The following is a 12,294-nucleotide window of genomic DNA, read 5'->3' as shown; positions in this document are numbered from 1 at the left end:
CATGAGTTACAGTATTACACATGCTGTCAATCAGTAATGCTCCGGTGCAGGACCGGATCCTGGCCGCCGCCGCGAGCTGCGTGGTCGATTTCGGCGTCGAACGGGTGACGCTCGCCGAAATCGCTCGGCGCGCCGGCGTGAGCCGTCCGACCGTCTATCGCCGCTGGCCGGACACCCGCTCCGTACTGGCAGCGCTGCTGACCAGTCACATCACCGACACCGTTGCCGAGGTGCCGAAGCGCGGGAGCGGTCGCGCGGCACTGGTCGATCGGGTGGTTGCGGTAGCCGAGCGCCTGCGCGCCGACGACTTGGTGATGGCAGTGCTGCGTTCCGAGTTGGCGCTGATCTACATCGCCGAGCGGCTTGGCAGCAGTCAGCAGATGCTGATCGACGCGCTGGCCTCCGACCTGCGTGCGGCCCAGCGCGACGGCAGTGTGCGGCCCGGCGATCCTCGTCAACTCGCGGCGATGGTTCTGCTGATCAGCCAGTCGACCATTCAGTCGGCCCAGATCGTCCGCCCCATCCTGGACGCCGATGCGTTGGCCACCGAACTCGCCTACTCACTGAACGGGTACCTGTCATGACGTCGACCGCTTTGAACGCTGCGCGCCGCAAGGCCGACCTGAGCGCGCTTGCCGACGGCGCGCCGACCGATGTCGTCGTGATCGGTGGCGGCATCACCGGAGCCGGCATCGCGCTGGACGCGGCCTCGCGAGGCCTGCGAGTGACGTTGGTGGAAAAGCATGACCTTGCATTCGGCACCAGCCGGTGGAGCTCCAAGTTGGTGCACGGGGGCCTGCGCTACCTGGCAACCGGCAATGTCGGAATCGCCCGGCGCAGCGCGGTCGAACGCGGAATCCTGATGACACGCAACGCCCCTCATCTGGCTCGCGCCATGCCGCAGTTGGTTCCGTTGCTGCCGTCAATGGGCCGAATGGAGCGGGCGCTGGTGCGGGCCGGGTTCTTGGCCGGTGACGTGTTGCGTAAGACGGCGGGCACACCCGGATCGGTTTTGCCGGGCTCGCAACGGATTTCGGCGCGACGTGCCATCGAGCTGGCACCGGCCGTTCGGCGCGAAGGTCTCGACGGCGGTCTGCTGGCCTACGACGGACAACTGATCGACGACGCCCGGCTAGTCGCCGCCGTTGCGCGTACAGCGGCACAACGGGGTGCGCGGATCTTGACCTATACCTCGGCTTCGGAGGCGACCGGCAGTTCGCTGCGGCTGACCGACCAGCGCAGCGGTGAATCGTTCGACATTTCCGCGCGGGCTGTCATCAACGCCACCGGGGTGTGGGCGGGGGAGATCGACCCGTCGTTGAAGCTGCGGCCCAGCCGCGGTACCCACCTCGTCTTCGACGCCAAGGCGCTCGGCAATCCCACGGCGGCGCTGACGATTCCGATTCCGGGCGAACTCAACCGCTTTGTCTTCGCGATGCCCGAACAACTGGGACGCGTCTATCTTGGCTTGACCGACGAGGAGTCGCCCGGGCCGATTCCCGATGTGCCACAACCGACGTCGGGGGAGATCGCGTTCCTGCTCGACGTGGTGAACACGGCGCTGGGCATCACGCTGGAAAGCTCGGACGTGATCGGTTCTTACGCGGGTCTGCGGCCACTGATCGACACCGGAGCAGGTCGCACCGCGGATGTATCCCGCGACCATGCCGTCATCGAATCACCATCCGGGGTGATCAGCGTGATCGGCGGAAAGCTGACTGAGTACCGGCATATGGCCGAGGACGTGCTCGGCCGTGCGGTCGACTTACGCGGACTCGACGCCGGGGAGTGTCAGACCCGGAATTTGCCGCTGGTCGGTGCTCCGGCGAATCCGGGGTCGACGACGGCGCCGATGGCCGGACTGCCGGAGTCGCTGGTCCTGCGGTACGGAGCCGAGGCGGCCAATGTGATGGCCGCGGCCACGTGCGAGCGCCCCGCCGACCCGGTTGCCGACGGAATCGACGTCACCCGCGCCGAATTCGAATACGCGGTCACCCATGAGGGTGCGATGACCGTCGACGACATCGTGGACCGTCGCACCCGAATCGGCTTGGTGGCCGCCGATCGCGAAAGAGTCACCGGCATTGCCGAGGAGTTTCTGTCGCAGTTCGGCTGACGCGGATACGATAACATTTAACGGAACTAATCTGTATCGGCTGAGGGGCCACACTATGGAGTTGGAGAGCGGCCAGTCGACGCCGACGCGGCGCCCGGCGGGAAGCAAGCGACGTCTTGACCGCTCGCTGGACGCTGCCATTCTCGACGCGGCTCTGGCTGGAGTGGCCGACCAGGGTTACGACAGGTTGAGCATGGACGACATCGCGTCTCGCGCAGGGGTGGGTAAGGCCGCGATATATCGTCGCTGGCCATCGAAGGCTGTCGTGGTGGCCGACGCGATCGCGCACTGGCGACGGCGCCTGGGACCCGCCGAAGCACCGAACACCGGCAGCCTTCGCGGCGATATCGATGCCCTGGTGGCAGCCGTGCCCGACCTCAATGACGCTGAGCTGAGCACGATTCACGTCATTGTCGGTGTGGCGACGGCGGCGATGCACTATCCCGTCCTCGCGGCTGCCTTGGACGACCTTGTGTTGGCTATTCCGCGTCAGGTGGTCCGGACGGTGCTGGACCACGCGGTAAATCGCGGCGAGATACCGGCCGGCCGGGACCTAAGTCTGATCCCCGACGTCGCCTTGGGGCTTAACGTGTTGCGGGTGATGACCGGGCGGCCGATCGACCGGGTTTATGTCCGACGGGTGCTCGAAGACGTGATCTTGCCGCTCACCGGCGCACCGCTCCGTTAGGGCTTGCGCGGTGCGTTCCGAAGTGACACATTGGACTTAAACGGAACTAGTCAGTTCCATCCAAAGAGGGGTCACTATGAGAGTCACGCGTGTCCCGGTGTTGATCGTCGGCGCCGGCGCCGGCGGCCTGTCGACTTCGGCGCTGTTGGCCAAGCGCGGCGTCCGTTCACTGCTGGTCGAAAAACGCGACGAGGTCTTCATCTATCCCAAGGCGCGCAACCTGAGTTTTCGCAGTCTGGAGATCCTGCGCGAGCTTGGATTGGCCGACGAGGTTCACGCGGTAGCCGACGGCGTGTCAAGCATGCTCGGAAAGCCGACGCTGAGCAGCACCGAAGAATGGGAAGCTTTCGACGCCGACGTGCTGTTCTCGCCTTTCGAAGGGCTCAGTCCCGAGCCTGCCGGCCAATACTGCCCACAGAGCGCCTTCGAGCCGATGCTACTTGCGCACATCCGCCGGCATCACAGCCAGGCGCGCTATGGGACCGAGCTGTGCTCGTTCGAACAAGACGACACCGGCATCACCGCCATTGTCCGAGAGCGTGATTCGGGAGCATCGGAGACGGTGCGCGCCGAGTATCTCGTCGCCGCCGACGGCCTGCACAGCCCGATCCGCCAAGCGCTCGGCGTGACGACCTCAGGCTATGGCGCACTGCCCATCTATGTCGTGTTCATCTACTTCCGGGCGCCCTGGCGAAAGTTCGTACCCCAGCTCGGCGACGGCGACGCGGTGCAAGTCAAAGCTGCAGACGTGGACGGCATATTTTTGCCGGTGCGCGAGGACTTCGGCATGTTCATCACCACGTACTTCCCCGACAGCGGCGAGACCGCCGCTGCGTTCACTGCGCAGCGTTGCCGTGAGCTGCTGACGAAGGCAATCGGTGAGCCGATCGACGTGGAGATCATCGATGTCGCGCCGTGGCAGCCCTACGAGCAGGTGGCCAACCAATTCCAAAGTGGGCGAGTCTTTCTCGTGGGCGATTCCGCCCATACCATGCCGCCATTCAAGGCTGGTGGAGCCAACACCGCTATTCAGAGTGCGCACAACCTGGCGTGGAAGCTGGTCGCCGTCTTGAACGGGATGGCCGACCCCGCTTTACTCGCCACCTATCACGCCGAGCGACACCCGGTTGGACTCTTCAATGCGCGACAGTCGCTCACCGGGCCCTCGCACGCATTCCTGCGGTTGGACGACAACCGTCCGCAATTGCCGGCGGACGAGGAGGCGCCCATGTTCGCAGTGCTCATTGGCTACCAATACCGCTCAGCAGCTGTGATTTTCGACGATGTTGGCCCGACGAATCCCGACGCCATATCGCTGGTGCAGGAGCTGCGCGCGCAACCCGGGACCAGGGTGCCGCATGCGTGGGTGCACCGCGCGGGCCGGCGGATCTCCACGCTCGATTTGGTCGGACCCGGCTTCACGCTTTTCACCGGTTCTTCCGGGGCGTCCTGGGCAAGCGCAGCCGATGCACTATCGACAAGGCTGAATGTGCCGATCAGCGTGCACAGCATCGCCATCGGCACCGACAGCGAGATACGCGACATCGAGGGTAGCTGGACAGAACTAACGGGTTTAATGAGCGACGAGGCGCTGCTGGTGCGTCCCGACGGCTTCGTCGCCTGGCGCACCGGCGCCCTCCTACCGTCGCCGGAAGATCGTCTCGGCCAGGTGCTGGGTCAGATCCTCGGCCGCGGGCAGTGAGCCATCCGCTGCGCGATGCCCGGCTGGTTGAAACGATTTCCTGCCTTGGCTCGAGCACTACGGCGTCGAAGGGAACCTACAAGTGGATCGACGAGCTCGCGAAGCGGCCGCAGAACAGCCGATTTCGGTTTGTCAATTTCGGCGTGGGCGGGGATCTGTCGTTCAACACCGTGGGGGTTCTAGACCGAGTGATCGCCTTGCGGCCGAAGCGGGTGATCATCCTGATTGGCACGAACGACATCATGGCGAGCGTCTTTCCGAATTTCCGGCGATTCGTGCGGGTAGCGAAGCGGCTCTCCGAAGAGCCGTCCCCGGCGCGATTCGAGGAGAATCTCGACTTCATCGTGCACAAGCTCCAGCGGGGGGTCCAGCCACGGATCGGGCTCAGTTCGCTTGCTCCGCTGGGAGAGGACCCGAATTCCCCCCATCCTGTCCAGGCGCGGCTGAACGAACTGATCGCCACCTATAACGGCATCATCGGTAACGTCGCGTCGACGCGGCAGGTGGACTACATACCGTTCGGGGAGTCTTTCGAGGATCAACTCGTCCGTGCGGGGACGGCCAAACCGTTTACCCATTTCTCGTTCGCATCCTTCTATCGCGACTACCTATTTCGGGAAATGTTCCTGCGCCAAAGCTTTGATCAGATCTCTGGCGTCAACGGTTGGCAGTTCCACATAGACGGCATTCATCTCAATACCAAGGGCGGACGAATTCTCACGGAGGCCGTGCAGTCGTTCTTGGACTCCTGAGAATCTGCAGGGCTGGGTTAAGCGTCTCTACTGATCGCTGCCGACGTATGACTGTTGACCAAAATCGAATTCTGGTCATAGACTGATTGCCGTGGTGGTGGAGCGCTCCCGCGGAGATCGGCGAGAACGGGCGGATCGCATCCTCGATACCGCTCGAGAGTTGTTGCTGTCGTTGGGTTATCGGCGGGTGACGATTGATGAACTGGCTCGTCGTGCGGGTGTCGGCAAGGGCACGATCTACCTGCACTGGCGGTCTCGCGAGGAAGTCTTTCACGCGGTCAGTGCCCGCGAAGCGGCGGCGATGGCGGACACGATTGTGCAGGCGGTCCGTGAGGATCCGGCCGAGGTTGCGCTGCACCGGTATCTACGGCGGTTGTTCGTCGAGGCGATGAACCGTCCGGTATTGCGCGCGCTCTACACCCGAGACGCCGACACTCTCGACACCTTCCTCGCATCGAGCCATCATCACCACCTCGAGGAAAGGAAGCTGGGGGTCAACCGGGACTATCTGGGCGTGCTTGCCGCCGAGGGCATGCTGCGACCGGGCTTGCGGCTGAACGATCTCGACTACACCTTGCCCACCATAGTGTTTGGCTTCTTTGCGGCGGAGCCGTTTCTGCCGCTGTCTCTCGGGCTGAGCCTCGAGCAGAAGGCCGATCAACTCGCGGATACGGTGCACCGGGCTTTCGAGCCGGACGATATACCGAGCCGTACCGCCGTGAAACGCGCTGCAGCGAGGTCTATTCCGATTTTGGAGCGAATCGCCCTCGATCACCGCATGGCTACCTATGGAGGCGATTCTGAATGACTGAGTTGGCAACTGAACTCACCCGTCCGCGCGGTCGCTATGGAGTGGACGGCGATTACCGGCTTATTCCGGCCCCGGTCATTTTCGGCGGCTATCTGTTGTTATGCTTTGCCGCAGCGGGTTTCGCGGGCACGTTGTTGGTGAGTGGACGAACCCTGTTCGGTTTCGGCGTCGCTGTTGTCGCTGTCCTACTGGTTAGCGTGATAGTCAGCATTTGGCGGTTCAGCCGGCGCGGGAAGTTCGAAGTCTGGGCGCGCCTACTCACCCGGATAGGCCTGCGCGGCGACGAACGTGTGCTCGACCTCGGCTGCGGACGTGGTGCGGTGTTACTGGCAGCGGCCAAGCTGGTGCCCCACGGAAGTGCTGTGGGAGTGGATATCTGGCGGGCCGACCAGACTGGAAACTCCCCGGAGGCCACTCGGGCGAACGCCGACGCCGAAGGCGTCGCGGATCGGGTTGAATTGCACAGCGCGGACATGACCGATCTTGCGTTTCCCGACGACTCCTTCGATCTTGTCGTCAGCAACCTTGCGATCCACAATCTGCCGAACAACCGCGCGCGGCGGTCGGCCATCGAGCAGGCTGTGCGTGTGCTACGGCCCGGCGGTCATGTCGTGATCGCTGATCTTGCTTTCACCCGACAGTATGGGACCTGGCTGAAGGAATGCGGTATGGCGAGTGTTGAGCTCCAAGATCTAGGCTGGCGCGCCTGGTGGGGCGTTCCGTTCATCCGGACCCACGCCGTCACCGCTACCAAGCCAATCTCCCTGCCGTGAGCGCGGATTCGATCTGCCGAACGGTCGCGCTGGAAGAGGCGTTTCTGCACCCGCGGGTGTGGGATCTATTTTCCGAGTCGCTGCAACAGAAGTACGAGCCGGTGCGCGCCCGGCTCAGCGATGTCGGGCCCGACCGCATTCGCCAGATGGACGCGGCCGGGATCGATGTGCAGGTTCTCTCTCACGTTCAGCCCGGCATCCAGGTCCTCCCCGACGAACAAGCCGATCTGGCAATCGATATGAGCCGCGACGTCAACGACTGGCTGGCCGAAGCTGTTGCCGCGCACCCGTCGCGATTCGCGGGCTTTGCCATGCTGCCGACCCAGTCGCCGGCTGACGCCGCCGACGAGTTGGAGCGAGCGGTTCAGCAGCTCGGCTTCAAAGGCGCACTGATCAACGGTCATACCAACGGGCGCTACCTGGACCAGCCATCGTTCGACGTGCTGCTCGGCAGAGCCGAGTCGTTGGACGTGCCGATCTACATTCATCCCACCGATCCGCCTCAGGGCGTCGCGGACACCTACTACGCACCGTTCGAGTCTGCGTTGTTGCCTACCTGGGCATGGCCGGTGGAGACCGGCACGCATCTGCTGCGGTTGATCTGCGCCGGAGTGTTCGACCGTCATCCGAACCTGAAGATCATCGTCGGACACATGGGCGAGCTGCTGCCATACTGTTTCACCCGGCTCAATTCCGGACTGACGATGGCCGGTTGGCTGGCCGCACCGGGGTCCGAGTATCCGCCGATGCGCAATAACGTCGCCTACTACCTGCGCCACAACGTATTCATCACCAGCAGTGGGGTTTTCGACGTGCCGGTATTCGCTTGCGCGCGTGCGATGCTGGGCCTCGACAACCTGATGTTCTCTGTCGACTACCCGTTCCAGGACAATTTCGCCGCGATGGAATTCCTGCAGCGGTGCGGCTTGTCCGCCGACGAGAAGGAGCGCTTTTCGCACCGCACCGCCGAGAAGCTGCTGAAGCTCGGCGACGAGCAGCGCGGGGGACGCGACCGGCGGGCCGCTGTCGGCGATGCCTGGTACCGGCTAACCAGCCGGGCCAAATCGAAACTCGGTAGGGCGTTGATTTCCGCGCTGGTCAAGTAGCAGCTGAGCGGCCAAACGCCTTACAGCGGAATATTCTTGTGCCGGCCGCGGCGTGCCGGGGCCTCGGCAAGTGCCTGGGTGATCTTGCCGCGGGTGTGGGCAGGGTCGATCTTTTCGTCGACGACGCCGATCTCGATGGCGTTGTCCACACCTCCGGCGATCCGCTCGTGCTCGGCGGCCAGCTCGTCGTGCAGGGCTTCGCGCTCGTGGTCGGACGCGGCGGCCAGCTTCTTCTTGTGCAAGATGCCGACAGCAGCCTTGGCGCCCATCACGGCGACCTCGGCGTCCGGCCAGGCGAACACCTTGGTGGCACCCAGCGAGCGTGAGTTCATCGCAATGTAGGCCCCGCCGTAAATCTTTCGGGTGACCAGCGTGACCCGCGGAACGGTGGCCTCACCGAACGCGTGCAAGAGCTTGGCCCCGCGGCGCACCACGCCGCCCCATTCCTGGTCCACGCCGGGCAGGTAGCCGGGCACGTCGACAACGACGATCAGCGGTATGCCGAACGCATCGCACAGCCGCACGAAACGTGCTGCCTTCTCGGCACTTTCCGAGTTGAGGCATCCACCGAGCCGCAGCGGGTTGTTGGCCAGCACGCCGACCGAGCGGCCGGACAAGCGGCCCAAGCCGACCACCATCGATGGCGCCCACTTGGCCTGAAACTCGTCAAAGGACGGCGTGCCGTCCGTATGTGAGTCTAGCAATGCGGTGACTAGCGGGTGCACATCGTAGGCCCGACGCGGCGACTCCGGCAGCAGCGCGTGCAGGTCGGTCTCGTGCGCCTCGGCTTTACTGCGGTCGAAATGTCCCTGCTGGCAGAACAATCCGACCAGTCGGCGACCACGCTCGTAAGCGTCGGCTTCGTCGTCGGCGACGATGTGGCACACGCCGGACTTCTTGTGGTGCGTGTCAGGACCGCCCAGCGAGGCCATGTCCACGTCCTCGCCGGTGACGCTGCGGACGACGTCTGGCCCGGTGACGAACACTCGCCCCTCCGGCGCCATGATGACGACATCGGTCAGCGCCGGGCCGTAGGCTGCGCCGCCGGCGGCGAATCCGACCACCACCGAGATCTGCGGCACGTAGCCGGACGCGCGGATCATCGCCTCGAACACCAGCCCGACGGCGTGCAATGCCTTGACGCCCTCGGCCAATCGGGCACCGCCGGAGTGCCAGATGCCCACGATTGGGCTCTGCTCTTCGATGGCGGTGTCGTAGGCGTGCACGATGTGCGTGCAGCCCTCGAGCCCCATCGCGCCGCCCATCACGGTGCCGTCGGTGGCAAATGCGATGGTGCGCACACCATTAACGGTTCCGCCCGCGGCGAGCACACCGGAGCGGTCACGCTCGTGCAGCAGTTCGATGCTGCCGTCGTCGAAGAACCTGCTCAGCCGCAGCAGGGGATCGCGCGGGTCGAGCGACTCGTCGATTGCCTCAGGGGCCAGGGTCGTCATCGCAGGTCTCCTCGTCTCATTGCTGTTCGGGGATGCGGGGTTAGTAGCGGCCAAAGGCCAACGCCACGTTGTGCCCGCCGAACCCGAACGAGTTGTTGATCGCGTACTGGTAGTTGCCGGTCCGCGGCGTGCCCGCGACCACGTCGAGGTCGACCTCCGGGTCCAGGTTCACCAGGTTCAAAGTGGGCGGAACGACTTGGTCGCGCAGTGCCATCACGGTCAGGATCGATTCCACCGCGCCGACCGCGCCCACCGAGTGGCCGAGTGCGGACTTGGGCGCATACACCGCCGCGTCGCCGCCGTGAGGTCCCAGCGCGTTGTTGATGGCTTTGGCTTCGGCGACATCCCCGACTGAGGTGCCGGTGGCGTGGGCGTTGACGTGGTCGATGTCGCCGGGGGTGAGGCCGGCTAGCTGGATCGCCCGCGTTATCGCGTGCCCAGCGCGTTCGCCGTTGGGATCCGGTGCCACAATGTGGAAACCGTCGGAGGTGATGCTGGCCCCCATCAGTCTGGCCAAGATGTTGGCGCCTCGGGCTTTCGCATGCTCCTCGGTCTCGATAACCATCAGCGCTGCGGCCTCACCGAAGACGAAGCCGTTGCGGTCCCTGTCGAACGGGCGGCAGGCACCGGCGGGATCGTCGTTGTTGGTCGACAACACGATGCGCATCTGGGCGAAGCCCGCGATGGGCACTGCCTCGATTCTGGTCTCGACGCCACCACAGATCGCGATGTCGGCCTCGCCGAGCACGATTTGCTGCCAGGCGCGGGCTATGCCCTCCGAACCGGACGCGCAGGCCGATACCGGGGTCATCACCCCGGCCTTGGCGTGCCGTTCCAGCCCGACTGCGGCGGCCGCGCCGTTGGGCATGTACATCTGAATGACCAGCGGAGAGACCGCTTTCAAACCACGTGTGCGCATGTCGTCGTAGGCGAAGATCAGCTCCTCACTGGAGCCCATCCCGGTGCCGATGGCCACCATCAACCGCGCGGGATCCACCTCCGGTGACCCGGCGTTCTCCCACACCCGACGGCCCAGCACCACGGACATCTTCTGTAGGTATGACAGCCGGCGCCCTTCGACCCGGGTCAGCTGACTATCGAATTCCTCGAGGAGGTGCCCGCCGATGCGGACCGGCAGGTCGTACTCCTCGACGAACGGGTCCTCAAGTGTTCGGATCCCGCTTTGCCCGTCGAGCAGCAACTTCCACGTGGTGTCGGCGTCAGTCGCCAGCGCAGTCGTCATGGCGATACCGGTCACAACGATGTTGGGGAAACCGTTCCCCGTAGCCAACTTTGACGATGTGGTCATGGGACCTACGAACGCGTCCTTTCTAGCTTGTCAGTACCGACCGAAGGTCAACGCGACGTTGTGTCCGCCGAACCCGAACGAGTTGTTGATGGCGTACTGGTACTCGCCATAACGTGGCTCGCCCGCGACGACGTCGAGGTTGATCTCAGGATCGGGAGTGCTGTAGTTAAGTGTCGGCGGAATAACGCCATCTCGCAGCGCAAGCACCGTCAGGATCGATTCCAGTGCGCCCACGGCGCCGATGGAGTGACCCAGCGCCCCCTTGGGCGCATAGATCGCGGCATCCTGGCATCCGGCTACCCGGATGGCATTGGCCTCGGCCGTGTCACCGATCGGAGTGGCGGTCGCATGCGCGTTGATGTGGTCGATGTCCTTGGGGGACAAGCCCGCCAACTCCAGCGAGCGGGCCATCGCACGTCCGGCGCGTATGCCGTCGGCTGCCGGCGCCACCATGTGGAAGGCGTCCGACGTGATGCCGGCACCCATCAACCGGGCCAGCGGCTTGGCGCCACGAGCCTTCGCGTGCTCTTCGGTCTCGATGATCATCATCGCGCCGGCCTCGCCGAACACGAAGCCGTCACGCTCCTTGTCGAATGGCCGCGACGCCCCTTCCGGGTCGTCGTTGCGGGTCGACATGGCGCGCATCATGGAGAACGCTGCGATGGGCAGTGCCTCGATGTTGCCCTCGACGCCGCCGCAGACCGCAAAGTCCGCGTCGCCCATCACAATTTGCCGCCACGCGTGGGCGATGGCCTCCGAGCCCGACGAGCAGGCCGACACCGGGGTCATCACTCCGGCGCGGGCGCCCAGCTGCAGACCCACTACTGCTGCAGCGCCGTTCGGCATGATCATCTGTACGGCCAAAGGCGACACCTTGCGGGGGCCGCCCTCATTCATCAGGTCGTAGCTCTCGACGATCTTCTCGGCACCGCCCAAGCCTGTGCCGACCACGACCGTGAACCGGTCAGGGTCGACCTCGGGGCTGCCGGCGTTCTCCCACAACTGGCCGCTGAGGTGCTTCGCCATCCGCTGGACATACGACATACGTCGCATGTCCAGCCGGCCCATGTGGTCGTCGACCGATTCCTTGAGGTGCCCGCCGATCTTGACTTGCAGGTCCCACTTCGTGACGAACTCGTCTTCGAGCACGCGGATGCCGCTTTCGCCGGCCAGCAGACCCTTCCACGTGCCTTCGATGTCCGGCGCGATCGAAGTCGTCGCCGTGACGGCGGTTACCACCACACTGGGGTAACCGCCGTTAGCAGTGGAAGGTTTGGTCACTTGCTGTCCGCTTCCTGCTTCGAACCCTCCGACTCGAACTTGGCGCGCAGCGCCTGGGCGGCCTCGGGGTTCTCTTCTTCGAGCTTCTGGATGTAGTTGACGACGTCACCGACAGTGCGCAGACCGGCGAGGTCTTCGTCGGGGATCTTCACGCCGTACTTGTCTTCGGTCTGCACGGCGATCTCCACCATCGACAGCGAGTCGATGTCCAGGTCGTCGACGAACGACTTCTCCGGGGTGATCTCCGAGGGCTCGATACCGGTGACCTCTTCGATGATCTCGGCGATACCGGCGATGATTTC

At 64.4% G+C, this 12,294-nt stretch carries 12 protein-coding genes; 8 read left to right on the top strand and 4 right to left on the bottom strand.

The window, feature by feature from the left end:
- Nucleotides 1-20: 20 nt before the first annotated feature.
- The 8 genes from WAO18_RS22690 (at nucleotide 21) to WAO18_RS22655 (ending at nucleotide 7,948) form a co-directional block, all read left to right on the top strand.
- Entirely contained in the window at nucleotides 21-584 is a 564-nt protein-coding gene (locus WAO18_RS22690; RefSeq protein ID WP_422208480.1) for a TetR/AcrR family transcriptional regulator, read from the top strand.
- Nucleotides 581-2,116, top strand: a complete 1,536-nt coding sequence (locus WAO18_RS22685; RefSeq protein WP_422208479.1) for a glycerol-3-phosphate dehydrogenase/oxidase — start codon at nucleotides 581-583, stop codon at nucleotides 2,114-2,116. The genes WAO18_RS22690 and WAO18_RS22685 overlap by 4 nt, the downstream gene beginning before the upstream one ends.
- A gap of 55 nt (nucleotides 2,117-2,171) precedes the next feature.
- A complete protein-coding gene (locus WAO18_RS22680; RefSeq protein WP_422208478.1) occupies nucleotides 2,172-2,804 on the top strand; it encodes a TetR/AcrR family transcriptional regulator in 633 nt (210 codons plus the stop codon).
- Between the two features lie 76 nt (nucleotides 2,805-2,880).
- A complete protein-coding gene (locus tag WAO18_RS22675; protein WP_422208477.1) occupies nucleotides 2,881-4,506 on the top strand; it encodes an FAD-dependent monooxygenase in 1,626 nt (541 codons plus the stop codon).
- The gene (locus WAO18_RS22670) at nucleotides 4,503-5,258 is read left to right on the top strand and encodes an SGNH/GDSL hydrolase family protein (protein ID WP_422208476.1); all 756 of its coding nucleotides are present in this window, start codon (nucleotides 4,503-4,505) and stop codon (nucleotides 5,256-5,258) included. The genes WAO18_RS22675 and WAO18_RS22670 overlap by 4 nt, the downstream gene beginning before the upstream one ends.
- Nucleotides 5,259-5,349: 91 nt before the next feature.
- Nucleotides 5,350-6,066: a TetR/AcrR family transcriptional regulator gene (locus WAO18_RS22665; RefSeq protein ID WP_422208475.1), complete on the top strand. Its 717-nt coding sequence runs from the start codon at nucleotides 5,350-5,352 to the stop codon at nucleotides 6,064-6,066.
- Entirely contained in the window at nucleotides 6,063-6,842 is a 780-nt protein-coding gene (locus WAO18_RS22660) for a class I SAM-dependent methyltransferase (RefSeq protein WP_422208474.1), read from the top strand. The genes WAO18_RS22665 and WAO18_RS22660 overlap by 4 nt, the downstream gene beginning before the upstream one ends.
- Nucleotides 6,839-7,948, top strand: a complete 1,110-nt coding sequence (locus WAO18_RS22655; RefSeq protein WP_422208473.1) for an amidohydrolase family protein — start codon at nucleotides 6,839-6,841, stop codon at nucleotides 7,946-7,948. The genes WAO18_RS22660 and WAO18_RS22655 overlap by 4 nt, the downstream gene beginning before the upstream one ends.
- A gap of 20 nt (nucleotides 7,949-7,968) precedes the next feature.
- Here the strand turns inward: WAO18_RS22655 and WAO18_RS22650 are convergent, their stop codons facing one another.
- From WAO18_RS22650 to acpM, 4 genes are all read right to left on the bottom strand, one after another.
- Complete coding sequence (locus WAO18_RS22650) at nucleotides 7,969-9,402, bottom strand: acyl-CoA carboxylase subunit beta (RefSeq protein WP_422208472.1); 1,434 nt, start codon at nucleotides 9,400-9,402, stop codon at nucleotides 7,969-7,971.
- 40 nt (nucleotides 9,403-9,442) lie between these two features.
- Nucleotides 9,443-10,711 carry a 3-oxoacyl-ACP synthase KasB gene (gene kasB, locus WAO18_RS22645; RefSeq protein ID WP_422208471.1) on the bottom strand — a complete coding sequence of 423 codons (1,269 nt, stop codon included), beginning with the start codon at nucleotides 10,709-10,711 and terminating at the stop codon, nucleotides 9,443-9,445.
- Between the two features lie 30 nt (nucleotides 10,712-10,741).
- Nucleotides 10,742-11,992 (bottom strand): 3-oxoacyl-ACP synthase KasA, encoded by a 1,251-nt coding sequence (gene kasA / locus WAO18_RS22640; RefSeq protein WP_422208470.1) that lies wholly within the window; start codon nucleotides 11,990-11,992, stop codon nucleotides 10,742-10,744.
- On the bottom strand, nucleotides 11,989-12,294 hold a 306-nt coding region (acpM, locus tag WAO18_RS22635), incomplete at its 5' end, for a meromycolate extension acyl carrier protein AcpM (RefSeq protein WP_422208469.1). The genes acpM and kasA, both read right to left, overlap by 4 nt.

The sequence above is a fragment of the Mycobacterium sp. genome, from assembly GCF_049278535.1.
GTDB lineage: Bacteria > Actinomycetota > Actinomycetes > Mycobacteriales > Mycobacteriaceae > Mycobacterium.
Note: the sequence above shows the minus strand (reverse complement) of the source record. Positions and strands in the feature narration are given on the sequence as shown.

Excerpts from the sequence above, each read along its gene's own strand:
- WAO18_RS22650 (WP_422208472.1), bottom strand. The coding sequence starts at position 9,402 with ATGACGACCCTGGCCCCTGAGGCAATCGACGAGTCGCTCGACCCGCGC.
- WAO18_RS22690 (WP_422208480.1), top strand. The coding sequence starts at position 21 with ATGCTGTCAATCAGTAATGCTCCGGTGCAGGACCGGATCCTGGCCGCC.
- WAO18_RS22685 (WP_422208479.1), top strand. The coding sequence starts at position 581 with ATGACGTCGACCGCTTTGAACGCTGCGCGCCGCAAGGCCGACCTGAGC.
- WAO18_RS22660 (WP_422208474.1), top strand. The coding sequence starts at position 6,063 with ATGACTGAGTTGGCAACTGAACTCACCCGTCCGCGCGGTCGCTATGGA.
- kasB (WP_422208471.1), bottom strand. The coding sequence starts at position 10,711 with ATGACCACATCGTCAAAGTTGGCTACGGGGAACGGTTTCCCCAACATC.
- WAO18_RS22675 (WP_422208477.1), top strand. The coding sequence starts at position 2,881 with ATGAGAGTCACGCGTGTCCCGGTGTTGATCGTCGGCGCCGGCGCCGGC.
- WAO18_RS22680 (WP_422208478.1), top strand. The coding sequence starts at position 2,172 with ATGGAGTTGGAGAGCGGCCAGTCGACGCCGACGCGGCGCCCGGCGGGA.